At 35.7% G+C, this 26,083-nt stretch carries 23 protein-coding genes; 9 read left to right on the top strand and 14 right to left on the bottom strand.

Annotation, left to right across the window (positions count from 1 at the left end):
- Positions 1 to 7: 7 nt before the first annotated feature.
- The 7 genes from AC5P2S_RS05380 to AC5P2S_RS05410 form a co-directional block, all read right to left on the bottom strand.
- Positions 8 to 730 (bottom strand): ABC transporter substrate-binding protein, encoded by a 723-nt coding sequence (locus AC5P2S_RS05380; RefSeq protein ID WP_494556512.1) that lies wholly within the window; start codon positions 728 to 730, stop codon positions 8 to 10.
- 119 nt (positions 731 to 849) lie between these two features.
- On the bottom strand, positions 850 to 1,437 hold the full coding sequence (locus tag AC5P2S_RS05385; RefSeq protein WP_494556513.1) for a DUF5606 family protein: 588 nt from the start codon (positions 1,435 to 1,437) through the stop codon (positions 850 to 852).
- 88 nt (positions 1,438 to 1,525) lie between these two features.
- On the bottom strand, positions 1,526 to 2,098 hold the full coding sequence (gene def, locus AC5P2S_RS05390; protein WP_494556514.1) for a peptide deformylase: 573 nt from the start codon (positions 2,096 to 2,098) through the stop codon (positions 1,526 to 1,528).
- Positions 2,095 to 2,508: a Holliday junction resolvase RuvX gene (gene ruvX, locus AC5P2S_RS05395; protein WP_494556515.1), complete on the bottom strand. Its 414-nt coding sequence runs from the start codon at positions 2,506 to 2,508 to the stop codon at positions 2,095 to 2,097. Before ruvX ends, def begins: the two co-directional genes overlap by 4 nt.
- A 113-nt stretch (positions 2,509 to 2,621) precedes the next feature.
- Positions 2,622 to 3,392 carry a T9SS type A sorting domain-containing protein gene (locus AC5P2S_RS05400; RefSeq protein WP_494556516.1) on the bottom strand — a complete coding sequence of 257 codons (771 nt, stop codon included), beginning with the start codon at positions 3,390 to 3,392 and terminating at the stop codon, positions 2,622 to 2,624.
- A gap of 79 nt (positions 3,393 to 3,471) precedes the next feature.
- On the bottom strand, positions 3,472 to 4,062 hold the full coding sequence (locus tag AC5P2S_RS05405) for a hypothetical protein (RefSeq protein ID WP_283417519.1): 591 nt from the start codon (positions 4,060 to 4,062) through the stop codon (positions 3,472 to 3,474).
- A 49-nt stretch (positions 4,063 to 4,111) separates the two neighbouring features.
- On the bottom strand, positions 4,112 to 4,624 hold the full coding sequence (locus tag AC5P2S_RS05410; protein WP_120214472.1) for an RNA polymerase sigma factor: 513 nt from the start codon (positions 4,622 to 4,624) through the stop codon (positions 4,112 to 4,114).
- A 382-nt stretch (positions 4,625 to 5,006) separates the two neighbouring features.
- On the opposite strand from AC5P2S_RS05410, the gene AC5P2S_RS05415 reads away from it, so the two are divergent.
- The 5 genes from AC5P2S_RS05415 (at position 5,007) to kbl (ending at position 13,166) form a co-directional block, all read left to right on the top strand.
- Positions 5,007 to 5,702, top strand: a complete 696-nt coding sequence (locus AC5P2S_RS05415) for an ABC transporter ATP-binding protein (RefSeq protein ID WP_494556517.1) — start codon at positions 5,007 to 5,009, stop codon at positions 5,700 to 5,702.
- Between the two features lie 134 nt (positions 5,703 to 5,836).
- Positions 5,837 to 8,284, top strand: coding sequence for a replication restart helicase PriA (gene priA / locus AC5P2S_RS05420; RefSeq protein ID WP_494556518.1), 2,448 nt, complete (start codon positions 5,837 to 5,839; stop codon positions 8,282 to 8,284).
- A gap of 150 nt (positions 8,285 to 8,434) precedes the next feature.
- Positions 8,435 to 9,892 (top strand): D-alanyl-D-alanine carboxypeptidase/D-alanyl-D-alanine endopeptidase, encoded by a 1,458-nt coding sequence (dacB, locus tag AC5P2S_RS05425; RefSeq protein ID WP_494556519.1) that lies wholly within the window; start codon positions 8,435 to 8,437, stop codon positions 9,890 to 9,892.
- Between the two features lie 77 nt (positions 9,893 to 9,969).
- Positions 9,970 to 11,898, top strand: coding sequence for a M1 family metallopeptidase (locus AC5P2S_RS05430; RefSeq protein ID WP_494556520.1), 1,929 nt, complete (start codon positions 9,970 to 9,972; stop codon positions 11,896 to 11,898).
- A 74-nt stretch (positions 11,899 to 11,972) separates the two neighbouring features.
- Positions 11,973 to 13,166: a glycine C-acetyltransferase gene (kbl, locus tag AC5P2S_RS05435; RefSeq protein ID WP_494556521.1), complete on the top strand. Its 1,194-nt coding sequence runs from the start codon at positions 11,973 to 11,975 to the stop codon at positions 13,164 to 13,166.
- 93 nt (positions 13,167 to 13,259) lie between these two features.
- Here the strand turns inward: kbl and rplS are convergent, their stop codons facing one another.
- Positions 13,260 to 13,616: a 50S ribosomal protein L19 gene (rplS, locus tag AC5P2S_RS05440; RefSeq protein WP_283417513.1), complete on the bottom strand. Its 357-nt coding sequence runs from the start codon at positions 13,614 to 13,616 to the stop codon at positions 13,260 to 13,262.
- Between the two features lie 350 nt (positions 13,617 to 13,966).
- Between rplS and AC5P2S_RS05445 the strand changes: the two genes are divergently transcribed.
- The 4 genes from AC5P2S_RS05445 to AC5P2S_RS05460 all read left to right on the top strand — a co-directional run bounded on the left by AC5P2S_RS05445 (position 13,967) and on the right by AC5P2S_RS05460 (position 20,822).
- The gene (locus AC5P2S_RS05445) at positions 13,967 to 15,910 is read left to right on the top strand and encodes a heavy metal translocating P-type ATPase (protein WP_494556522.1); all 1,944 of its coding nucleotides are present in this window, start codon (positions 13,967 to 13,969) and stop codon (positions 15,908 to 15,910) included.
- A gap of 231 nt (positions 15,911 to 16,141) precedes the next feature.
- Positions 16,142 to 17,872 carry a cellulase family glycosylhydrolase gene (locus AC5P2S_RS05450; protein WP_494556523.1) on the top strand — a complete coding sequence of 577 codons (1,731 nt, stop codon included), beginning with the start codon at positions 16,142 to 16,144 and terminating at the stop codon, positions 17,870 to 17,872.
- A gap of 185 nt (positions 17,873 to 18,057) precedes the next feature.
- Positions 18,058 to 20,520, top strand: a complete 2,463-nt coding sequence (locus AC5P2S_RS05455; RefSeq protein ID WP_494556524.1) for a hypothetical protein — start codon at positions 18,058 to 18,060, stop codon at positions 20,518 to 20,520.
- A 2-nt stretch (positions 20,521 to 20,522) separates the two neighbouring features.
- Complete coding sequence (locus tag AC5P2S_RS05460) at positions 20,523 to 20,822, top strand: MGMT family protein (RefSeq protein WP_494556525.1); 300 nt, start codon at positions 20,523 to 20,525, stop codon at positions 20,820 to 20,822.
- 32 nt (positions 20,823 to 20,854) lie between these two features.
- On the opposite strand, the gene AC5P2S_RS05465 is transcribed toward AC5P2S_RS05460, so the two are convergent.
- From AC5P2S_RS05465 to AC5P2S_RS05490, 6 genes are all read right to left on the bottom strand, one after another.
- Positions 20,855 to 22,009, bottom strand: coding sequence for a hypothetical protein (locus AC5P2S_RS05465; protein WP_494556526.1), 1,155 nt, complete (start codon positions 22,007 to 22,009; stop codon positions 20,855 to 20,857).
- A 48-nt stretch (positions 22,010 to 22,057) separates the two neighbouring features.
- A complete protein-coding gene (locus tag AC5P2S_RS05470; RefSeq protein WP_494556527.1) occupies positions 22,058 to 22,561 on the bottom strand; it encodes a hypothetical protein in 504 nt (167 codons plus the stop codon).
- 37 nt (positions 22,562 to 22,598) lie between these two features.
- On the bottom strand, positions 22,599 to 23,087 hold the full coding sequence (locus AC5P2S_RS05475) for a hypothetical protein (protein WP_494556528.1): 489 nt from the start codon (positions 23,085 to 23,087) through the stop codon (positions 22,599 to 22,601).
- Positions 23,088 to 23,193: 106 nt separating this feature from the next.
- The gene (locus tag AC5P2S_RS05480; RefSeq protein WP_494556529.1) at positions 23,194 to 23,814 is read right to left on the bottom strand and encodes a hypothetical protein; all 621 of its coding nucleotides are present in this window, start codon (positions 23,812 to 23,814) and stop codon (positions 23,194 to 23,196) included.
- A 152-nt stretch (positions 23,815 to 23,966) separates the two neighbouring features.
- Complete coding sequence (locus AC5P2S_RS05485; RefSeq protein ID WP_494556530.1) at positions 23,967 to 24,557, bottom strand: DUF6705 family protein; 591 nt, start codon at positions 24,555 to 24,557, stop codon at positions 23,967 to 23,969.
- Positions 24,523 to 26,061, bottom strand: a complete 1,539-nt coding sequence (locus AC5P2S_RS05490; RefSeq protein WP_494556531.1) for a hypothetical protein — start codon at positions 26,059 to 26,061, stop codon at positions 24,523 to 24,525. The genes AC5P2S_RS05485 and AC5P2S_RS05490 overlap by 35 nt, the downstream gene beginning before the upstream one ends.
- Between the last annotated feature and the right edge of the window lie 22 nt (positions 26,062 to 26,083).

The following is a 26,083-nucleotide window of genomic DNA, read 5'->3' on the forward strand; positions in this document are numbered from 1 at the left end:
TTTTAATTTACAAATCATCTAACAACTCCCGATAATAATCCCCACATTTCGCCAGATGTGTTCCGTACCAGGAAAAAGCTTCGCCGTCAACTATCATAATTTTCTGATTTTGACAGACTTCCCGGATCTCGACAATATGTTTTTCTTTAAAAGGAAAAGGCTCTGACGACAGGAAAATCAGATCAGCATCCTTCAAATCTTCCAGCTGAACTTCCGGATAGCGATTCTGATTTTTGAACAGATTTTCAAATCCCAGTTCTTCCAGAATCTTCGAAATAAAAGTATCGCCGCCAACTGTCATATAAGGATTTTTCCAAATCAGATAAGCAACTTTTAAACGTTTCTCATATTTCGTAATATTAAAGGCTTCATATGTTTTCAGGTTGAAAAACTGAGCTTTTTCTTCCTTTCCGAATAGATGGCCAAGTTGTTTCAATAAGTAATAATTGTCTTCCAGCGTTTCGATATTCGTTACCAAAACTTTGAAATCCTTCATCAGTTCTTCCACCTGCTCTTTGATATTTTCCTCCTTATTGGCAATGATGAGGTCAGGTTCCAGAGCTTTGATTTTATCAATGTTGAGATTTTTAGTTCCACCAATTATTTCAACTTTATCAACCCAATCTTTTGGATGGATACAGAACTTTGTGCGACCAACAATTTCATCAGTTGCTAAACCCAAATCAAACAAAGCTTCTGTGATCGAAGGAACTAATGAAATAACTCTCATAAATGACAAAAATTAATTTCTCGAGATGTCAGTCTGAGGCTCTCGAAGACTTTAAATATAAAAAAGCTCTCTCAAAAATAAGGAATTTTGAGAGAGCATATAATTTAAAAGACTAATAATTAATCTTCTTTCTTGGTCGTTTTTTTAGCAGCAGGCTTTTTAGCGGCAGGTTTCTCTGTTTTAGCTTCTTCTGTTTTTTCAGCAGCTTTTTTTGCCGGAGCTTTTTTAGCGGCAGGCTTTTTTTCTGCTTTTTCAGTTTTTTCTTCAGCTTTAGTTTCTTCAACAACTTCTGCTGCAGGCGTTTCTTCTGGTTTTACAAAGCTATCAGGAGTGATATAACCAGCTTTTTGAAGCAAGTTGTACCATTGAGCCAATTTTTTGATATCAGACTCATAAACTCTTTCCACATCATAGTTAGGAAGAGATTCTGCCATAAAAGCTCTCAACTCCTCGCTGGAAGACTTGTGGTTGATGGTTGGTTTGTAGTCGTATTTTTTTGCAATATTCTCAAAAACTTCGAATAAAGGAACTTCTTTATCAAATGTGAACATAGCGATATTGTCAAGAAGACTTACCTGGCTGGAGTTTGAGATGCTCGCTTTTTTCTTAGTGGTGATGTCCTCAACGATAAAACCGTTTTTAAGCTGAGAAACCAATTTGAAAAGTCCCGGTTTTCCGGAGATTGAAATAATTTTTTCTAACTGCATTTTAATATTTTTCTTTAGTATATTTTTATTAGTTGATATTGTCGGTTTATAGTTGTTAGCCTAAAATCTAGATTCTAGCATCTAACGTCTATTTTGGAAATCTCATTTTATAGCTGACGCTCACGTCCCCGTTAGCAATTTTCTGTAGTTTTCCTTTGACGATTTTTTTCTTCAAAGCGCTCAGGTGATCTGTGAAAAGAATGCCTTCGATGTGGTCATATTCATGCTGGATCACTCTGGCTCTGATGTCGGAAAATGTATCGGTATGTTTAACGAAATTTTCATCATAATATTCTATTTTGATGGTTGATTTTCGCTTCACATCTTCACGGACTTCCGGAATACTGAGGCATCCTTCGTTGAATTTCCATTCTTCGCCAGATTCTTCTAAGATTTTTGCATTAATGAAAACTTTTTTGAAGTCCTTCAATTCTTCAGCAATGTCTTCATAATCTTCATCATCAGAAAGAGGAGAAACATCCACAACAAAAAGTCTGATATCCAAACCAATCTGTGGTGCAGCCAAGCCAATTCCATTGGCACCGTACATGGTCTCGAACATATTGTCAATCAAATTTTGAAGCTCAGGATAATCTTTTTCGATCTCATGTGCTTTTTTTCTCAAAACGGAATCTCCGAAAGCTCTAATTGGTAAAATCATCTTTTTTGTTCTAAAAAATTTTGCAACAATATTGTTGCACTTACTTTGTCAATCAATCCTTTTTCCTGCCTCTGCTTTTTGTTCTTTCCGCTTTGGCTAATGAAAAAAGAAGCCATTTTGGAAGTGAAACGTTCATCCAGACGATTGATTTTCTTATCAGGGAAATCCTTCTCAAATACCGAAATAAATTTCTGAATATCAGTTTCGATTTCGGACATGTTTCCTTTCAAATCTGTGGGAAGTCCTATGACAACTTCGTCCACGTTATTTTCGGAAAAATATTTTTTCAAAAAATCTACAAGTTTTGAAGTCTCAACCGTTGTAAGCCCACTCGCAATAATTTGCAGGTCGTCCGTTGCGGCGATTCCCGTTCTCACTTTTCCGTAGTCAATGGCTAGGATTTGTCCCATAAGTGTGCAAATTTACAAAAATTTTCAGCTTATGGAAATTGGTTTTTTCTTCATTTAAAAATGAACCCTCCGGAAGTTTAAACTGGAGGGTTTGTGATGAATAATTGTAAAAATTATTCTTTTATAATTTTTTTTGAAATAACATTGTTGTCTGTTTTAACTTTTACAACATAATTTCCTTTTTCCAATTTTGATAAGTCAATATTCTTGCTATTAGAAATTTTTAGAACTTGTCCGTTTACATTATAGACTTCTGCAGATAAGAAAGGTTTTTTTGTGTCTATTGTAAGATTTTTCTTAACGGGGTTTGGATATATTGAAACTGCTTCTTCACTAGATGCGTCCTCTGCTGACAGAGTTTCATTGATGGAATAGACCAAATCATCGTAATATACAGACGGTCCAGGCTGTACTTGGCTTCCTTTTTTGTATTCTACGGCAAAACTTTTAACATTAGTCCAATTTAAAACAATATATTGATAATCAAAATTTGAAAGAAATGTTGTAGGAGGAAGAGACTTGGAGTATAAGACATTTCCGTTGATATCATATCCTTTTAAATTGAGGTATTCTAAATCATTAGTATTACTTATAAAACAATATATCCAGACTCCGTATATATTGATGTTTTTGGTTGTGCTGAGTTTTGAACTATACTCACTGGCGGTTGCGCCATGCCCTGTTCCACTTTTAGGATTGTAGTTTCTAATGTTATCCCAACCGGACTGATCCCAGCTCCAATTGTAACCATCTTCTGTCCAGTTTTTTGTACCAAACGGCTCATCGAAATTGAGGGTTAAATTCTGTCCCTTCGTTTCTATATTTCCAAATATTATTAAACATACAACCAGCAGGAAACTTTTAAGCAGATATATTTTTTTCATATTAATAATTGTTTATTATGCTGTAAATCAGTAGCAATTTAACTTATTAATTTTTAGAATACAAAAAAAATATATATTTTTATTTTAAGTCTTCAACCAGTTTTTTGATTTTATCGATGTATTTTCCATAAAAATGTTTGAACCACCAATTTCCAAAAAAATAGAGTGCAAATAATCCAAACAAAATGGAAATGATGAATTTGACAGCTAATAGTCCGTCCGTATATTGATGTGAATAAGGAATCGATTCTGTAATGATGATGATCTCACAAACAAAAAATGGAACAAAGCTCAGATAGAACGAAAGGTAATATTGCTTATTCAATTCAAATTGGTGAAATAAATCTTTCAGAGAATCATAAGTTCCTAAAGTCGGATTGCTGATTTCCCTATAAAGTTTAAAGAATTTGCTAAAGAAGAAAACCGTCACCAAAGTCATTGAGGCCACCAGAACTTCGATGTAAAGCCTAAAACGAAAAGGTATATTGAAAAACCAAATGGCGATTAAAACTATTGGTAAAAGAATAATGGTTGACCAAAATTCATTGCGCATATTTTTTCTGATTTTTTCCAGAGGTAGATGTATTTCTTTTTGTCTTTCAGTAGAGATTTCCGGTGTTTCGGAAACATCTTCTTTATTCCAAAGTGATTTAAGATTATCTAAGTCCATATCTTTGATAGTTATAGTTGATAGTTGGTCTGAGCTGAGTTTTTGGCTGTCAGGCTGATGCTCTCGAAGCCTCTTTATTAATTAATTCCTTTAACTTTTCTTTCGCACGGTTCAGCTTCACTCTTGCGTTTCCTTCCGAGATTCCCATTTGTTCTGCCATTTCTTTCCCCGAGAAATCTTCCAGGTAATAGAAGATCAGAGCTTTGTCAATCGGGTTCAGTTTTTGGATAGATTCGTACATCACTTTCAGTTTTTGTTCGTCTTCGTGGTTGTATTCGTCTTCTTTTATTTTGTAAAGTGAGACATCATCATTTTGAATGAAGTTCCGTTTTTTCTCAGATTTCAGAAAGATAATTGCTGTGTTCAGCGCAATTCTGTAAAGCCAGGTTGAGAATTCACTTTTACCTTCGAATGTCGAAAAAGACTTCCAAACCTGATAAACAATCTCCTGAAAAAGGTCATTCTGATCATCACGATTATCCATATACATTTTGGAAATCTTGAAGATGATTCCTTTATGTTTATCGATTTTCTCTAAAAATTCTTTCTCAGACGAACCCATTTTTGCTTTAACTCTATCCGGTTAGTAATGATATCAAAAATTTGTTACAAAAAAAGTTAAGTGAAGGGTGAATCAATGGAAAATTAGCTTAGATGGTTGTTACACGAGTCGAGTAGACTATTACAGAGGTCAAGTAGATTGTTACAGAAGCCAAGTTGATTGTTACAGGAGTCGAGTAGACTGTTAGAGGTATCGAGTAGACAATCAGAAGAGTTGAGTAAACAATCAAAGGTATTAAGTAGACAGTCAAAGTAAATTAGAATACTTTCATTGCGTTGTGAACTTCAAAAATATGTTTGATGTTGTATAAAAATCTTTAGGCTCTTTGCGTTAAAATAAAACCAATCAATTTTCATAATTTTGTAACAATAAAAGAACAAGAATGTCTTTAAAAATTTCAGGACTTACCAAAAAATTCGGAGAGCAAGTTGCGCTCAATGATATCAACATAACGATTGCCAATAACGAGATTATCGGATTACTCGGACCAAACGGCGCAGGAAAATCCACGCTGATGAAATCCATAACAGGTGTTCTGAAAATTGATGAAGGCGAGATTCTTTTGGACGAAAAAAGTATTTCAGAAAACGAAATCGAATCCAAAAAGAAAATCGGTTTCCTTCCGGAAAATAATCCGCTTTACAACGAGATGTTTGTGAAAGAATATCTTCAATTCGTCGCGAATCTTCATAATATCAAAAAAGAAAGAGTAGAACAGGTTATCGATTTGGTTGGCATTACGCCGGAAAAATCAAAGAAAATCAGTCAGCTTTCCAAAGGTTACAAACAAAGAGTTGGTTTGGCTCAAGCCATTCTTCACGAGCCGGATTTGTTGATTTTGGACGAGCCAACTAACGGACTTGATCCGAATCAAATCATAGAAATCCGAAATGTCATCAAAGAAATCGGAAAAGCAAAAACCGTGATTTTGTCCACGCATATAATGCAGGAAGTTGAAGCGCTTTGCTCGCGCGTGATTTTGATTCATCAAGGCAATATCATCCAGGATTCTCCAATTTCAGAATTCAAAGGCAAATTTGCAAGCTTGGAAGAGGCCTTCCAGAGTTATACGGTTTAGGTTATAAGTGATAAATAATTGTCATTGAATTTAAATTAGTATTTATTGGCTAAGTTTTACGGCTTTGTGATCTTAAAATATTCTCAATAATTAATAAAAAATCTTTGCGCACTTTGCGTTAAAAATATAACAAATTGCAATTCGCTCAAATCATTCTTCCACTCAATCTTAAAGGAACTTTCACGTACAAAGTTCCGGTAGATTTTTTGGAGAAAATTGAAGTTGGAATGCGGGTTTTGGTTCCGTTTCGTGGGAAGAAAATCTACACAGGAATTGTTGCGGAACTGTTCGATGATTTTGAAGAAACATTTGTTCCGAAAGACATCATCAGTCTATTAGACAATCAACCGATTGTTCCGAAACAACAACTGGGATTCTGGAACTGGATGAGTTCTTATTATCTCTGCAATCTGGGCGAAATTTACCGTTTGGCATTTCCGTCTTCTCTCAAGCTGGAAAGTGAAACATACGTCAGATTATTATCCGAAAGAACCATTGACTGGCAAAATCTGGACGCGAACGAAACGTATCTTCTCCAAGCTTTGGAAGTTCGACAAATGCTGAATTTGCAGGAGATCGAAGCCTTCATCCCGAAAAAAGAAATTATTAAAACCATCAATTCGCTGATTGATGAACGCTACATTTCAGTCGATGAAAAAATCACTGAAAAATATAAAGCAAAAGAAATTGCCTACCTGAAAATCAATGACGAAGCGCTGGTTTCTGAGAATCTGGCAATGATTCTTTTGAAACTGGATAAAGCCAAAAAACAAAAAGATTTATTCTTAAATATCCTTTCAAAACAAATTGATAATCCGGAAAATCCAATCAGGAAATCTTTGGTTTTTGATGAAGGCAATTTTGTCAATCAACAACTGAAATCCTTGGTAGAAAAGGGCTGGGTCACAGAATATTTTCTTGAAAAAGACAGAATCGATTCTTATGAAGGCGAGATTGAAGATATTGAAAAACTGACAGATAATCAGAAAATCGCCATTTCGGAAATCAATCAGGCTTTTGAAGAAGAGAAAAATGTGCTGCTTCACGGTGTGACTTCATCGGGAAAAACGCACATTTATCTTGAGAAGATTGAAGACTGCGTCAACTCCGGAAAAAATGTTCTTTTGCTTTTGCCAGAGATTGCTTTGACCAAACAAATCACAATCCGTCTGGAAAAAAAATACGGCAAAAAACTAGGTTTTTATCATAATAAACTGACTGATTTTGAAAGAGTAGAGGTCTGGAAAAAAATCAAAAATAATGAGCTTCAAATCCTGATTGGAACGCGCAATTCGTTGTTTTTACCATTTGAAAATCTGGGATTAATCATTGTTGATGAAGAACACGATTCGGCTTACAGACAAAGAGACCAGTACTTCTTTTTCAATGCGAAAGATTCTGCGATGATGCTGGCAGAATTTTATCAATCCAAATTGATTTTGGGTTCAGCAACGCCTTCTTTAGAAAGTTACGACTTGGCGATGAAGGATAAATTGCGCTATGTGGCTCTTAATGAAAGATTTGGGAAAGTGGATTTGCCGAAATTTGAAATCATCGATATCAAAGAAGCGCAAAATCAAAAGAAAATTGTTGGGAATTTTAGTCAAAAAATGGTTGAAGAAATCAATCTTCAACTCGATCATAAAAAGCAAACGATAATTCTTCATAATCGCCGTGGTTACGCGAATGTCATCGAATGTGAAACTTGCGGCCACGTCACTTATTGTAGTAATTGTGATGTGGTAATGACCTATCACAAAGCTTCGAATGAGCTGAAGTGTCATTATTGCGGCCACCGTTCCGGAAAACCAACGGTTTGTCCAAGCTGTCACGGTGAAAACCTGAATACAAGAGGTGTTGGCGTTGAACAAATCGAAGAGGAAACCAAAAATATATTCTCTGATTCGGAAGTGGACAGAATGGATGTTGACTCGATGCGAAAGAAATTTGCTTACGAAAAGCTCTATGAAAAGCTAGAGAACGGCGAAACTGATATCTTGGTTGGAACGCAAATGATATCCAAAGGTCTGGATTTTGATAATATAGAATTGGTGGCGATTCCAAAGGCAGATGCTCTGATTCATGTTCAGGACTTTCGTGCGGAAGAGCGGGCATATCAATTGATTACCCAGGTTGCAGGACGCGCAGGACGTGTGTCCGGAAACGGGAAAATTCTCATTCAGACTTATAATCCGTCACATTCTGTTTTTGAATTGATTAAAAATCAGAATGTTAAAGAGATTTATAATTATTTTCTTGATGAAAGGAAAAAGTTTCTCTATCCACCATTTGTGAAATTAATAATGATTGAACTGAAACACAGAAAAGAAGACAAAATTAACCGTGCTTCTCAGTTTTTAGGTTCGATTCTCAGAAAATACATTCCGGAAGAATGTGTTCTTGGCCCGGAAAAGTCACCTATAGCAAGGCTTAATAATCTTTATCAATATCAGATTCTTCTCAAATTTCCTAAAAATAAAAACTATAAAGTCTATAAAGAATTACTTTTAAAATCTTTTGATGAGTTTGATGAGATTACGGCTTACAAATCCGTGAAAAAAGATTTGTTTGTTGATTTTTAACAATTTTTAACGCAATTTCGAATTTTTTATTACGGTCAACTGTAAAACCCTTGGCAATATTCTCTAATTTTACTTCGTTTTGAGAATAAGATTTAGTTCTATAAAATTTATTATTAATAATAATTCAACAAAATTGTAATTCGTTTGAGAATGAATAAATTAAGAAATTACTTTTCAATTATCTCAATTGGTATTTCCTCATTTGTTTTTTCGCAAGGAAGCGTCGCAGTTTCTACATATCCGCAAGTTGCTGACCAGCAGAATCTTGTCAAGGATGTCACCGCAGAAAAGGCGCTGCTTTCTCCAAAAGAACAGATTGAATTTAATATCAATAAGATGTTTACAGATCCGGTTCTAAGAAATGCGAACTGGGGATTTGTAGTGTATGATCCGAAAACGGAAAAAATTGTTACGGCTTATAACGAGACAGCTCCGTTGATTCCGGCTTCTACAACCAAATTACTGACAACTGAAACCGCATTTGCTTTGTTAGGGACGCAATATCGATGGAACACTCAGTTAGAATATTCCGGAAGTATTGATGCGGACGGTGTTTTGACAGGAAATCTCTACATCGTAGGAAGCGGTGATCCGTCATTAGGTGGAAACCGAGGTGGCGCAGCAAGCTACGGACAGATCGTTAGTCAGTATATGGATGCGATTCAGGAAAAAGGGATTAAAAAAGTCACAGGAGATATTGTCATCCAGACTGCAGTCTTTAAGGAGAATAAAAGACAGGAACTTCCGCAGAATGTGGTTTGGCTGGAACAGAAGAATTACTATCTGCCTGTAGGAACGACAAAAGATATCGATCCAAGAAACGAAAAATTGCTGATCAACCAGTCTAATAACCCTTTTAATCAGCAGAAAAAGTATTTTTATATCTCTCCTTACGCTAACAAACTGGTTTATGCCGATAAATTTGAAGGCGCCTGGGTCACCACTAAAATAGCCGAACCACCAGCTTTTCTGGCAAATAAATTAAGAGAAAGCCTGCTTAAAAATAAGATTACTGTCGTTGGAAAAGTAACGCCGAAAATTGTTGACAGGGAACCGGAACCACGGGAAATTCTGACGACTTATAAATCTCCGACTTTGGCAGAAATCGTCAATTATACCAATCAAAGAAGTGACAATGGTTATGCCGAAGCGCTATTGAAGTCTAATGGTTTTCAAAAATTGGGTGATCAGACAATAGAATCGGGAAGACAGGTTGTAACAGAACATTTGCAGTCCATTGGTTTTGATTTGAATGGTCTTAATTACATGGACGGAAGCGGATTGTCAAAAGCGCATACGGTAACACCGATTTCTCAGGCTAAATTTTTAGCTAAGATGATGAAGTCACCTTATTATAAAGAATATTTTGAATCTTTGCCAATTGCCGGACAATCTGGTACATTGAAGCATATGTTTATGGTCAATTCCAACGGACAGATTTTTGCAAAAACTGGAACGCTGAATGGTGTAAAATGTTTGGCAGGTTACATCAAAACAAGAAGCAACAAAACACTCGTTTTTTCTTTGCTGATCAATAAGTTTTCTGGATCTGTGAATCAGGTAAAAGACAGAATGGAACAGTTGCTGGATCCGACTTTAGATTTGTAATAATCAATGTTTTATAATTTAAAAACTCATCTCTTCGGGATGAGTTTTTTTTGTAGCTTTGAATAAAATTAAATAAAATGAAACAATTATATGGATTGTTAATGGTTTTACTGACAATTAATTCTGTTTTTGGGCAATTTGATAACGAAAGGAAGGAATTAATAGAATCTGAAAAAAAATCTGCATCCAGATCCGCCTTAGATGTCAATATTAATCCTAACACTTTGAACTATGATCTGCAATATGTAAGATTGGAACTGGACTTGGACCCTACACAGCAGTATGTTTCAGGAACTGTGACTTCTCATTTCAAAATGTTGCAGAATTCAGCTGATATTTATTTTGATCTGGCTAATAATCTGACAGTTTCTAATGTAAAATATCACGGACAGAATCTGACTTTCCAACAACTGAATACCGATGAAATCAAAATTAATTTTCCGGCAGCTCTGTCTGCTCAAACAACAGATTCTTTGTCAATAACATACAGCGGAATTCCGGATGGAAGTTCAGATGCTTTTGTCGCAGATTTCACAACTGCAGGAGATCCTGTTCTGGCAACTTTGTCAGAACCTTTTGGTGCAAAAGAATGGTGGCCGACAAAGCAAAGCATGAATGATAAAATTGAAAAGCTGGATATCAAAATTACCACACCCGCTGAATACACGGTTGGCTCTAATGGAAAACTGATGTCTGATACTATTTTAGGAAACGGAAGAAAACTCACTTATTGGCAGACCAATTATCCGATTCCGGCTTATCTTTTTGCTTTAGGAATTTCTAATTATACTAAGTTAAACTCTACAATCACGACATCCAACGGATCTTTTCCGTTTCTTAACTATGTTTATCCCGGTTTTGCTACTTCCTCTACACAATCAACACTGAATTGGACAAGTACATGTATGCAAAACTTTGAAGATCATTTTGGTTTATATCCTTACAGAAACGAAAAATATGGACACATGCAGTTTAATTGGGGTGGCGGAATGGAGCACGCAACAATGACATCAATGGGAGGATTCAACCAAAGATTGATTGCACACGAATTGGCGCATCAATGGTTTGGAGATAAATTAACTTGCGGCGCATGGAATGATATCTGGCTGAATGAAGGCTTTGCAACTTTTGGCGAACATTTGACAAATGAAACATTGCTAATGACTACATCACAATTTCAGACTTTTTTGTCCAACGAAATTGATTTTATCACAAGTGATCCTGGTGGAAGTGTTTACATCCCGGATAGTGATTTGAATTTTAATAGGATTTTTAATGGAAGGTTATCTTATGGTAAAGGTGGTTATGTTCTTAGGATGATGAAATGGGTTCTTGGCGACAATCAGTTTTATGCCTTGTTAAATGCTTATCAGAATAATCCTGCTTTTGCTTATAATTATGTGAAAACAACTGACTTTAGGGATTTTTCCACCTCTTTTACAGGAAAGAATTTTACCGAATTTTTTAATGACTGGATTTTTGGAGAAGGCTACCCAATATATCAGATAAGATGGACTCAAAATATCAATACCAAAAAACTAACGTTTCTGGTTGGTCAGACCACCAGCTCTCCAACAGTTGCTTTTTATGAAATGCCTTTACCGATCAGGGTAAGCGGTTCTGGCGGACAGACAGCTTATTTTGTCTTGGATCATACTTCTAATAATCAATATTTTACTCAGGATGTCGGTTTTGATGTTACTAATGTTAGCTTTAATTATGACAGGCAGATATTGACAAAAGGATCTACAGTTACAAAAGATAATAATCTTGCCGTAAGTGACATCAATCAAAAAAGTAATAACGTTTATCCAAATCCTGCAAAATCTTTTATCAAGATCTCAGGTTTAGAAAAATCAACCGATTATGAGATTTTCTCAATAGACGGAAAACTAATTAAAAACGGAATTGCGAATCCGGATTCAGAGATCAATATTTCGACTTTTGTTAAAGGAACTTATATTTTGAAATTTAATCAGCAGACTATCAAAATTATAAAGGAATAAAAAATAAAAACATTCAAAAAAGCACTTTATTACGGTGCTTTTTTTATTTTTGTTAAAATCGAAAATCAATAAAAATGATATCACAAAAATTCCTTGAGAACATCACAAACGAATTAAAAAACATAGAAAACGACGGACTTTTCAAAAGAGAAAGAATCATTACATCGCAACAAAGCGCTGAGATAGAAGTTGGTGGTAAAAAGCTTCTGAACTTTTGTGCCAACAATTATTTGGGATTGTCCAACAATCCGGAAGTGATGAAAGCGTCACAAGATGCCATTGAATCTCACGGTTATGGGATGTCATCGGTTCGTTTCATCTGTGGAACTCAGGATATTCATAAAGATTTGGAAGCTAAGATTTCTAATTTCTTGGGAATGGAAGACACAATTCTTTACGCCGCTTGTTTTGATGCCAATGGAGGCGTTTTTGAACCATTATTCTCGGAAGAAGATGCAATTATCTCCGATGAGCTGAATCACGCTTCTATTATTGATGGAGTAAGGTTATGTAAGTCTGCAAGGTATCGTTACAAAAACAATAATATGGAAGATCTGGAAGCACAATTGATTGCGGCTTCTGAAAAAAATCACAGATTCAAAATCATTGTGACGGACGGTGTTTTCTCTATGGACGGAATCGTGGCTGACCTAAAAGGGGTTTGCGATTTGGCAGATAAATATGATGCTTTGGTTATGGTTGATGATTCTCACGCAACAGGTTTTATCGGAAAAACAGGTCGTGGAACCCACGAGGCTAATGGTGTTATGGGCAGAGTAGATATCATTACTTCAACTTTAGGAAAAGCTTTAGGAGGCGCATTGGGTGGATTTACTTCCGGCAAAAAAGAAATCATAGATATGTTGAGACAACGTTCTCGTCCTTATTTATTTTCTAACTCATTAGCTCCGGGAATTGTTGGTGCCGCTTCCAAAGTTTTGGATATGATTTTCGGCGATACTTCTTTAAGGGATAGAGTCATGGAAAACGCAGAATATTTCAGAAAAGAAATGAAAGCTAAAGGATTCGATATTCCAAACGGCGATGCAGCGATTGTTCCGGTAATGTTGTACGATGCTAAATTAGCACAGGAAATGGCGGAGAAACTTTTAGCTCAAGATATTTATGTGATCGGGTTCTTTTATCCTGTTGTTCCGAAAGGAAAAGCCAGAATCAGAGTTCAGCTATCGGCAGCTCACACCAGGGAACATCTGGATAAGGCCATTGCCGCTTTTGAAAAAGTAGGAAAAGAATTAGGAGTAATCTAAATAAAAGAAAAGCTTACAAATTTGTAGGCTTTTATTTACAAAAAAACCAGCAAATCAATTTGCTGGTTTTGTATTTTTGAGAAAGTCTCAAGATTATTTCTTAGTATAAGACTTATCTTTGATTCTTGCTTTTTTACCTCTAAGATCACGGAAGTAGTAGATTCTGGCTCTTCTAACTTTACCTTGTCTGTTAACTTCAATTTTCTGAAGTGCAGGCATGTTGATTGGGAAAACTCTCTCTACACCAACATCACCACTCATTTTTCTGATAGTGAAAGTTTTTGTAGCTCCAGTTCCTCTCAATTGGATCACAGTTCCTTTGAAAAACTGAGTTCTGGTTTTCTGACCTTCTTTAATTTCGTAGTAAACCGTGATGGTGTCACCGGCTTTGAATTCTGGGAATTCTTTTTTCGTAATGTACTTGTCCTGTACGTACTTTAATAAATCCATTTTTTATAAAAAAAATTTGTTTTGTCAAGCTAAGCAACATTCACGTCCTTCGTCAGAGGTTGATTAACAGGTTGCAAAAATAAAAATAATTTTCATAACTGCAATACAATCTGTCAATTAAATTTTACTTTTTTGGATGTATCCCTTGGCTCGGGCTATCCACTGCAAACCTAACGTAGTGGTTCGGTGGAGCCAATCTTTTTCCAACCGCAAGGCCGGCGCAAAAAAGGATTTCCGTTACTATCCCTTACGCAGCTTCGCCAGATTCAGCATTTGTCATAAAATTCACTATCAAAATTGGATTCCACATCCATTAAAAACCTTAACTTTGTTTAGAAACATTACAAATTATGGCGAATTGTAGCAGCGGATGTTGCGAAACAGACCACGAAAAACAACACACTCATCAGCATAATCATGACGATCATGACCACAATCACAGCAATTCAAAAATAGCATTGATTATAAGTCTGGTTATATTTTTTTCAGGACTGATTCTGGATTTCTGGATCAAAGCTGATTGGTTTGCTGAGAACGTTTGGTTAAGATTTGGATGGTATTTTATTTCATACATTCTGGTAGCATTTTCAGTTTTCCGGGAAGCTTTTAAATTAGTTGGAAAGTTAGATTTTTTCAATGAGTTTTCTTTGATGGGAATTGCAACGATTGGGGCTTTTGCAATTGGAGAATTTCCGGAAGGTGTTGCGGTCATGCTATTTTATACAATTGGCGAGATGTTCCAGGAATCTGCGGTTAACAGAGCTAGAAATAATATCAAATCATTACTGGACGTACGCCCAAAAGAAGCCACTGTTTTTCGGGAAGGAATTTGGCAGACGATTTCTCCGGAAGATGTCAAAATCGGAGAAAAAATTCAGGTGAAAGTAGGAGAAAAGATTCCGTTGGATGGTGTTTTGTTATCTGAAAAAGCAAGTCTCAATACATCAGCTTTGACAGGTGAGAGCAAACCTTCGTCAATTCAAAAATCCGAAGAAGTGCTTGCCGGAATGCTGAATCTTGACCAAGTCATTGAGATTGAAACTACCAGATTATTTGAGAACAGCTCGATTGTCAGAATTCTCCAAATGATTCAGGACGCAAGTTCCAGAAAAGCCAAAACTGAATTATTCATCAGAAGATTTGCAAAGATCTATACACCAATTGTTTTCGTTTTAGCACTTTTGGTAACGCTTGTTCCCTATGTTTTTGTTGAGAATTATATCTTCAGGGATTGGCTTTACAGAGGTTTGGTTTTTCTCGTGATTTCTTGCCCTTGTGCTTTGGTGATTTCTATTCCTTTAGGCTATTTTGGAGGAATTGGTGCCGCTTCTCGAAACGGAATTTTGTTCAAAGGTTCCAACTTTTTGGATATTATTGCGAATGTAACAATGGTTGTAATGGACAAAACCGGAACATTGACAAAAGGTGTTTTCAAAGTTCAGGATATTGTTCCGGAGAATATTTCGAAAGACGATTTTCTGTCTATTTTATCATCGGTTGAGAGCCATTCTACACATCCTATTGCAAAAGCAGTTTCAGAGTTTCATCCTTCTGATCAGATTCCGGAATCTGTAGAAGAGGTTTCCGGAAAAGGAATCAAGGCGGTTATCAACCAGCAAAGGATTCTTGCCGGAAATACAAAACTGCTGAAAACCTTTAATGTCAATTATCCGGAATTTTTGGAAGAAATTGTAGAGACAACAGTAGTTTTAGCCATTGATAACGAATATAAAGGTTACATCACAATTTCTGATGAAGTGAAAGAAGATTCGGAATCGGCTATCAACAATCTGAAAAATAATGGCACTAAAACGGTGATGTTAAGCGGCGATAAAGATTCTCTGACTCAGAATATTGCTAAAAAACTAGGAATCGATTCTGCTTTTGGCGGCTTGCTTCCGGAAGGAAAAGTTGAAAAACTGGAAAATTTGAAAAGCAATCCGAAAGAAGTGGTCGCTTTCGTTGGTGATGGAATCAATGATGCGCCCGTTTTAGCTTTGAGTGATGTCGGAATGGCAATGGGAGGATTAGGCTCCGATGCTGCGATTGAAACTGCAGATGTGGTCATCCAAACCGACCAACCTTCGAAAATTGCGACAGCAATCAAAATCGGAAAAGCGACGAAGAAAATTGTTTATCAAAATATCGGTTTGGCTTTTGGAGTCAAAGTGGTTGTCCTGATTTTAGGCGCCGGCGGTTTGGCGAATATGTGGGAAGCCGTTTTTGCAGATGTTGGTGTTGCGTTGTTGGCGATTCTCAATGCGGTTAGAATTCAAAATATGAAGTTCGGATAATCTAATTTGTTTACATAATCTAATTACGCTCGCAGATTTGGCGGATTTAGCAGATTTTTCATCTGCATAATTTGCTAAATTTGTGAGAAACATTAACTACTTCAGATATTTATTTAAAAAAAATAATCTGCAAACCATATCCGATCATTCTCAACTATCCTCATAAAAATTTAATTTTTCAAATCATTTGTCCACTGAGAAAATAGTTTTATATTAGTTGAAAATGAAATTATGTTAAGAACTGCCGTGTTTTGCACACTTTTATTGTCTCAATTTGGGACAGCTCAAGGCTTTTTAAAGACTCAAGGTCAAAAAATTGTCAATTCTAAAGGAGAAAATGTTTATTTGAAAGGTCTCGGACTGGGCGGTTGGATGCTTCAGGAAGGTTATATGCTGAAGACTGCGGATTTTGCAGGACCTCAATATCAAATCAAAGAAAAGATTGCAGAAGTAGCTGGTGAGGATGGAAAAGACAAATTTTACAAAGCTTATCTCAAAAACGGAATTACCAAAAAAGACATCGATTCTTTAGCAAAATGGGGATTCAATTCTATAAGACTTCCGATGCATTATAATCTTTATACTTTACCAATTGAAAAAGAGCCCGTGAAAGGACAGAATACTTGGTTGGAAGAAGGGTTCCAAATGACGGATAACCTTTTGAAATGGTGCGAGGACAACAAAATCTATTTGATTCTCGATCTTCATGCAGCGCCCGGAGGTCAAGGTAACGATGCCAATATCTCGGATAACGACAAGTCAAAACCTAATCTTTGGCAAAGCGAAGAGAATCAGAAAAAAACAGTCGCGCTTTGGAAAAAACTGGCAGAACGTTATAAAGATAAAGAATGGATTGCAGGCTATGATATGATAAATGAACCTAATTATGGCTTTACTGGGAAAAACCCAAACGGAACGGACGAGATGTCTAATGCACCACTTTGGAAACTCCAGAAAGAGATTTCCGATGCCATTAGAGAAGTAGATAAAAACCACATTATCATTCTGGAAGGTAATGGATGGGGAAATAATTATAATGGTTTACCGAAACTTTGGGATGATAATTTAGTTTTAAGTTTCCACAAATATTGGACAATTAATTCTCAAGATGCCATCCAGAATATTATCGATTTAAGAGAAAAACTAAATGTTCCAGCTTGGTTAGGCGAAACCGGAGAAAATTCTAACGTTTGGTTTACAGAACTGAATCAATTATTATTAAAAAATAACATCGGCTACGCTTACTGGCCAATGAAAAAGATTGATAATATCGCTGGTGTAACCAATGTGAAAATCACTCCGGATTATCAAAAATTACTTAATTACTGGAAAAATGGTGGAACTAAACCAACTAAAGATTTTGCCAAAAAAGCTTTGATGAAAATTGCTGACAATTACAAACTGGAAAATGTAGAGGTTAAAAAAGATGTCATCGATGCATTGTTTCGCCAGGTAAATGATGACAGTACAAAACCTTACAAAAACCACACAGTCCCGGGAAGAATCTTTGCGACGGAATATGATTTGGGAAGATTTGGAAGTGCTTATTCTGATAACGATTTCCAAAACCTTTGGGTGAGTAATGGAACTCATACAGAATGGAACTCCGGAAATAAAATGAGAAATGACGGCGTTGATATCTACGCTTGTAATGATAAAATCACCAACAAATATTATGTCGGGAAAACTGAAAAAGGAGAGTGGCTGCAATATACTGTGAATAACAATCTGGCTAAGAAGTATAAATTGAACATCAGATATAATAATGAATCTACTCAAGCTTCAGAATTGGTCATCAAAACAGAAAATGGCGATGATTTGGGCAGTATAAGATTAACTCCAACAGGAAAAGCTTGGAAAACAGTTTCCGTAAATAACATCAACTTGGTAAAAGGCGAAAATAAATTGAGATTGTACTTTGAAGCTGGAAATGCTAATCTTAATTACTTCGAACTTCAATAAAAAATTAAATTTTAAATAAACCAATAAAACCGAATGTTGAAAAATGTTCGGTTTTTTCTTTATAAGATAGACTTTGGCTTGATATTGTATAAGGTAATTTGTTGTAATAAATTAATTTGTAAATTAGAAAGAGGAATATCGTAACAATAACGATAATTTTTTGACTACTTAATAAAAACTAAACTATGAACAAAATCTTTTCTTTAACCTTTCTGTTTTGTTTCTCAATTGTTTTTTCTCAAAGCACGCTGAGTGTTTATAGAGCGGACAATCATAAGCCGATCAAAGGCGCGAAAGTCTATTGTAATAATCAATACATAACAGAGACCGATGAGAAAGGTGTGGCAGCTTTCACAACCAAATGTTCCAAGGTTGATGTAGAAATCAACGGGTTTATAGGAGATGAAGTTGTTGTTGACAAAATAATGGAATTGGAACTGGACAGAGAAAACGCCAAAACCCACGAGATAGAAGGCGTAACACTTTCCAACGAAAGCGACCCGAGAGCTTTGGCAATCATAGATAAAGTTTTCCGAAGATTCAAAGATAATTCTCCTAATGCATTAGATTCTTATTCGTATAAGTCTTACGAGAAAATGTCTTACGATGTGGATGAGGACAGCATCAGAGAATACAGAAGATTCATAGATGCAAGAGAAGATTCATTATCAAAGCTTCCGAATCGTGAGTTTTCCCAGAGAGATAAAAAGAAAAAAGATTCGATAGAAGGCGAGCAGATGATGTCGATCATCAAGGATAGCAAGATGTTTCTTTGGGAGCGCGCAATGCAGTTTTTGTATTCTAAAAAATATGGCGAGAAAGTCAATATCCTGGATAACAGAATCTCCGGCTTGAAAAATCCTGTTTACGAGATGCTGGCTCTGAGATCCAATAGAGACAAAATCCCAAGAGAAATCCTTCCTGAAAACAGAAGCCTTTACAGGTACTTTTTAACAGACTCCATCGAGATTGATGGCAGGGATAATTTCGTAATACGTTTTCGACAGGTTGATTACAAAGTGCCTGTTAACCGTAGAAAATACAACGGTTATCTGTACATCGACAAAGAAACTTATGCCATCAAAAAAATCGAGAGTAATAGCAAAGTAAGAACAGACGGAAGCATCACTTCGGTTTGGATTCCGATTCAAAACAAATGGTTTCTGAAGACCGAGAACCTTAAAATCAAAATGGGTTCATCAGAATTTTCGACGGTTAAAAAGAAAGATAACGAAACGGCTGAGGAGAAAAAAGAACGATTGTCCAAAACCAAAAGATTTGGAAATTATGCTTATATGAAAGCCGATTATTTTGATTTCCAGACACCTGTCGAGTTCAAAGCGTCACAGTTCAAAGGTTATACGATGGGTGTTCAGAATGCGGACGGGTCATTATTGGATCAATATAGGACCGACAGTCTCACCACCAGGGAAAAGCAGACCTATGTGAAGATTGACAGTATCGGAAAGAAATATACATTGGACAGCAAAGTCAAAGTTTTAACGGCTTTATTAAGGGGAAAATTCACCATTGGGATGGTGGATATCGATCCTTTGCAAACCAAGTATAACCGTTACGAAGGTTTCAGATTGGGCGCTGGTTTTAAGATGAATGAGCGTTTTAACCGTTATATTTCGCCTGATGTTTATTTGGCTTACGGCTTCAAAGACAGGGATTGGAAATATGGTGCAGGAATCGATTTCCGAACAACTCTGGAAAGAAATTCTTTCTTCCGAGTCGAATATTTCCACGATGTAGCCGCTTCGGGGAGATTCAGTCAGAATCTTTGGAATATGAAGATGACGATCAACAATACCGGGATGTCCATCCAAAACGATAAATATTACAAATACGACGGTTTTCGTGTTGGTTACCAGATTGATTTGTCTAATTCTTTGACGCTGAATGTCTCTGCTAATAGACAAACGGAGGAAGCAGGGTTCGATTATCAGTTTATGAATCAGTCTGGTGGATTTGATAACTTCAGCTCGTTGGCGACAATCAAATTCTCTCCGAACAGCAAAAATATTATGACGCCTGCCGGCAAATATACTTATGATCAGAATTTTCCCGAAGTTTATTTCAACTATGAGCAAGGCTATAAAACTCTGGGCGGCGATTTCAATTATAGCAGACTGGACGTTCTGTACACACATCAGTTCAGAACTATTTTAGGAAATACCGGGACAAGAGTTTATGGCGGTTATTATCTTGGCGAAGCACCGATCTGGCACGCCTTCGAGATGGGCGGTTTGGATTCTAATAAGAATACGGGCATCTTATCCAATTTCAACTTCACGACATATCTTGGATTTGCTACGATGACTGCAGGAAAATATTTCAATGATAAATTTGCCGGGTATTTTATCACGCACCGCATTCCCTGGTATTTCAAAAGTTTTGGGAAGAACACGTCCAGCTTCGATTTCATCTATAAGGGAGTCATCGGTAATATGAAAAATCCGGAGTATCATCAATTCGAATTTTCGCCTTTGGATCATCTGTATCAGGAGGTCGGGTTAGAATATAATAATTTCCTCAGTTCCCGATTTAATTTAGGTTTCTTTTACAGAGTCGGGCATTATGCCAACAATAATTTTAAAGATAATTTTGCTGTGCAGCTAAAGCTTAAACTTCTAGAATTTTAACAATGAACGATCTATTCAAGCAACAGGTTTACGAAGTTACAAGACTGATCCCTAAAGGCAGAGTATCCACATACGGTGCTATTGCGAAAGCAGTTGGCTATCCCAATCATTCCCGCCACGTTGGCAATGCGATGGGAGGATGTCCCAAAGATGTTCCGGCACACAGGGTCATTAGTAGTTCAGGGAAATTATCGGTTCCTTCGTTCCGGGAAAGACTGGAAAAAGAAAATGTTATGGTGCAGGAAAACAGGAAGATTAAAGATTTTAAAATACTCTTTTGGGATCCGTTGAAAGAGTTGTGAAAAAACAAAACCTCAAACTAATTTGAGGTTTTTTAATAATATTCGATTTTTCTAATCCATTTGTACAAGTCTTTCCCATTCACACTCTTGACAATTTCTGTCCAGTTTTTTTGTTTGTCAAATTTGTACTTAAAAGTGATTACCGTGGGCTCTACTGGCTCATCTTCCCTTCCGAATTTATCTAAATAATATAGCTTGTTAATATAGTTGTCTTTGTATTCAAATTTTTTATCATTCCATATTTTATGATCATAATGCGTTGTTATTTGTTCAAGATTGTGATTCTTATTATATATAAAAGTTGTAGTTAAAGTTTTTCCATAGTCATCATTCACCATTTCTTCTATTACTTTTCCGGCATTGTTAAATAGATAACTATGCCGCTTTCCATCTCTTAAATTAGTTTGTTTTTTAATTTTTCCAGATTCATCATATTCATATAACATATGCGTCTCTAAAAAGACTTTTTTTCGAATATAGTCATCCGGTTTGAATTTTTTTTCTTCAATTACTTTAAACTTCGAATCATATTTTTTTACAAGAACTAATTTTTGATGATAAATAGAATCAATGGCTTCAGTATAACTTCCATCGCCTAGATTTTTCATATATCTATTAGTAACTGAAAAAATACTGTCTGTCTTCGTTAAGGAATCAAACTTCGTGGTGAACAATGGTTTGAAACTTTCCGTATTATTCACATATTTTTCCACAGCTTCATTTTTTCTTTTATAATAACGTTCCTTAAATTTTGCTGTTTTGCTATTTCCTTCATAAAAATTACTAACTGTTCTTTCTGAATATTTATTTTTAGATTTTTCAGTTATTAACCTACTAAGATGATCATATTCATAAACATATTCATCAACTATTTCTCCAGACTTATAATACCAGATTTCTTTTGTAATATTCCTATTTTCACTGTAATAGGTTTCATTGTTTATGTACCGGCAAAAATCACTTTCAAACCAAGTATCTTTCATACTGTTTCTTAAATTTTCTGGTGTCATAATCATAGCGTGACCATACTCATCATCACCTTCCATAAAAGTAAATGGACCAGATTTATTTAGAAAAATGACGGACTCTTTTACATATCTGGGCTTCCCTAAGATAGAATCTGTTACTACCTGCGAATTGAGCAGAGAAGACAAAAGAATAAAAAAGAAGATAAGTTGTTTCATCATTTGTGACGATTGATAAAGTCCCAATTCACGGGTTTATTAATTATTCTTTTATTTTCTGACAATAAAAATACTGATCTCGAATTGTGTTTTCACAGGTATCGAATAGATTTTCGCCGATGCCCAGTTGTCCAGTTCTTTCAACTTAAAAACATCTTCAATAGCTTGCTTGGTATCAACATCGGTATATTGCAGTATTTCTATTTTTTCAAGATTATTATTTTTCCCAATAGTTACTCTTACCCGATTTTCTCCTTCTTTCGCATTTTGGGGAAGTTTAAAATTATTAAATAATATCATTCGAAATTTAGTTATTCCTCCTTTAAACTCCACCCATATTTCAGAACTATCTATGGTACAATTTAGATTTTCCCGCCTACATTTTTCAGAAAATTCTTTCGACTTCTTATTTAGAGAATCTATCGTTTTAGCTTCTCTTTCTGTAGGTGGAAAGTCTTTTATATTTTCTAATGTAGATAAATAATAGCTCAGCCTAACAGGTTTTGCAACACAGCCACAAATTAAAAATAGTAATATAAAAATAATGTTCCTCATTAGTATAGATCAAAGCCCCATTGCTGAGGCTTTTGATTTACTGTTTTGTAAAAACTAGGTTCTCTGTTTCTGGCAGATAGATATGGTAATCAAGATTTGGTGGGCAGGTTACATCATTTCTTGTTGTAACTCCCGGATAATAACTCCAATAAAACTGTGTATTGCTGATTTTCTGAAATTTTATTTCTCCACCACCTGCGCCACAATTTCCGCCGGCATACGCAAGATTTACTTCATTGTTGCTATCTCGATTTGTTCCCGTGCTTATTATTAAATATTTTACACTACCGCCAGTAGGATATACAGCATTTAAAGATGTTTGTAATATATTTCCATTTGTATCTTTCACTTCATATTTTACAATTAATTGATCGGTAAAATAATTTTTGCCCAGCAATGTAAATGACTTTTTAATTTCTTTTGTAATATTTAAAGTTATAAACTTTCCATTAAAGTTTGTTTTCCACGTTCCAACATAAGGATCTAATTCATTATTTGTATCTTTAAAATATGAATTTTCTGGCATATCTACAGCTGACTCATTTAATAAATAGGTTTACTGTGCTCTACACGATATTATAGTGATTATAAAACTTAATAAGAATATATTTTTCATAATAATTAATTTTTGATTAAGGACAAGGTAGTGAAGTTGTGGTTTTATCAGGATTTTGTATAATAATTGATACATTGTTGTTATCATCCATTTTTTGAACAACAACTTTATCTTTTAATCCCATTTTCTCTAATGTATCAAATAATATCTTTTCTAAACCTTTGGAATTTAATGTTTTTTTTCCATTAATAGTTTGTGTAAATTGATTTTCTGATAACAAATCATTCTTCTGTATCGCTTGCTCAATATTCCAAATTTCTTTTTGAACATCAGAAAAACTATTAAATGGCGGTAAATCTGTTTGAAGCCCATTAAATCTTATTAAATAATGGATGCCGTTTGGTGCAATAAGCCCCATAAATGCATTAGTGGGATTAGAAGAACCATTATACCTGGCTATTTCTATCAAAGTAGAAATATCCTTTGCAGAAAAAATATCCACTTTTGTCCCGGTATGGTTATGATAACCGCCTGTTAATAAAGAAGGATCTCCAAAATTCACGCTATGATCACTGTTTTCTGTGGTCGGTGAAGCTGTGCCATTCTTTTTGATGCCATAGCCTTTTTCTCCTCCTTTCCCACTGGTAATATGATCCCTTAAGTCTTTTACGACATCTTTAACATCATTATTCACCATAAGTGCTTTTGTTTTCGTACAAGGGTCTGTATCTTTTACGATATTAATAGTTGTAGGAACGCCACCGCAGTTCTGTCTTCCTGTTGTATTTAGGCTTTGGGGCTGGTCGTTTACAACTAAAAATACAAAGCCCCATTGCTGAGGCTTTTAATTTATTGTTTCGTCAAAGTAAACTCTCCTCTCGGCATTTCGTTATAAGGTGCACAGCCTGAATCATCTGGTACTAGTTCCTGCTCTGTATAATATGTCCAATGCATCTGTGTTTTTTGGATATTTTCAAAACTAAGTACAATTTGTCCTCCAATACACAAGTCATTAAACATAAGCCTTAATTTAGTTTTATTAGTACCTTCTACAAAACCAAGACTCATAACCTTAGCTTTTTCATCCGAAAGATTATAGGTAGAGTACAGTTGGTTGCCACTAGCATCAAGCATACGGTATTTTCCAGCTAATCTATCTTTATAATAGTTACCGGTTGAATTATAATTCTTATATTTTGAAAAAGTTATAATAAATATTTTATCATTAAAAACACCCTTCCAAGTACCAATATATGGGTCTAATTCATTGTTTAAATCTTTGTAATAAGTGTTTTCAATAGGAAAACCTTTAGTTTCTAAAGGAATTATTTGCTGTGATTTGCACGCAAAAAATGATAAACAGAATATAAATAGTAAATTTCTCATAATTGTAGTTCTATTTGAGTTATTGTGGACAGCTCTGTTCTGTTGGGTTGCCATCTGTATCAAAATTAATTATTTTGGTTTTGTTTACGTCGTTCTCTATTTTACTTAATACCACATTCTTAAGATTCATTTTCTTTAAAAACTTAAAAAATAATCTTTGCATATCTGAATGACTTAATACTCCATCATTATTATTTAATATTTCTTGAGCCATTGCTCTATAATCTATTCTCAAAGCATCCAGCTGCTCTTTAGTAAAATCATCAGCTGGCAGATCATTCCCAGTTCCTGTGTATTGCATCTGGTAGATATTGTAGTTTGTATCCGGATCAGAGGCCAACATACCGCCAAAAATATCACCAAGAGGTGTTCCATTTGCCTTTGCATTTTTTAGAAAAGCGATGAAGGTATTAATATCTGCGGGAGAAAAAATCTTTACAGACATTTTGCCATTAGCCTTGTCTAGATGCGTATGGGCATAGCCATAGCTGGTAGGGAAAATGGCAACTTTCATTTTGTCTGGATTTACAGCATCGGGGTTTAGTGGTGTAGTTTGGGTTGTTGTGCCGCCATTACCATCAGAAACCGTTCTGAAACCATACCCCGTTTCATTTGCGTCAGAAGTATGTTGCTTAAGCACATCATATCTTGATTTTACAGCTGTGTTATTGTAGATAGCTTTTGTTTTCGTACAAGGATCTGTCTCTTTTACGATATTAATAGTTGTAGGAACGCCACCGCAGTTCTGTCTTCCTGTTGTATTTGGGCTTTGGGGCTGGTCGTTTACACCACCGGAGCCACCATTGCAGGGGTTACTAGTTGCTGGAGGTGTATCACTACCGCCTCCGCCTCCGGTACCGCCACCTCCGCCTCCGCCAGGAGATTGCGGATCTTCCTGCTCCGTGCATTGGTAAACCATCGTGGTATATACATAGGGCTTGGTACTGGCTTCACATTCTCCCCATTCTTCTATATTCCATTCCCCATGTTCATTGGAGCTGCAGGCATGGATGTGTGTTACTTCTACCCATTTACACCCCATGCTATTGTTGGTTTCGGTAGGGATCTGGTCATTTTCCAGATAAACGATATTTATTTTACCAGCAATATCAACATACTGATCCTGAGAAATAGCCGTTTTTTCGGCTTCTGTAAGATGATAGGTTACCAGGAATCTCTCATAGGAGCCATCAGTAAGCGGACTCATTACCAGATTCTGTACATCTGCTGACGGATCCTGGCTGATCACACGGAAGGTGTACGTATGATAATTGGATCCGTTTTCCATATAGATGATGTTTTCCGTATCCAGAGAAAGATCTTCATCTGCAGAAGATTTGCCTGTATGAGAGGATCTGGTTTTGATTTTGGCTTCGGTTTCAGCCATCAGAGTTGAGATGGCATTTTTGTGCTGTGCCTTATCCAGGGATACGGTTTTCTTTGTAAGCCGGAACTTACCATTGTTATTGTAACTTTCAGCCTCGGGAAAATGATCTTGCCTGCACCCGATAAGGAGGAGTGCCCAAAGGGCAAACCAAAGTAAATAGGTTTTTTTCATCTTGTTTGTTTTTTTGTTAAAA

The sequence above is a fragment of the Epilithonimonas sp. 33E genome (genome assembly GCF_059372615.1).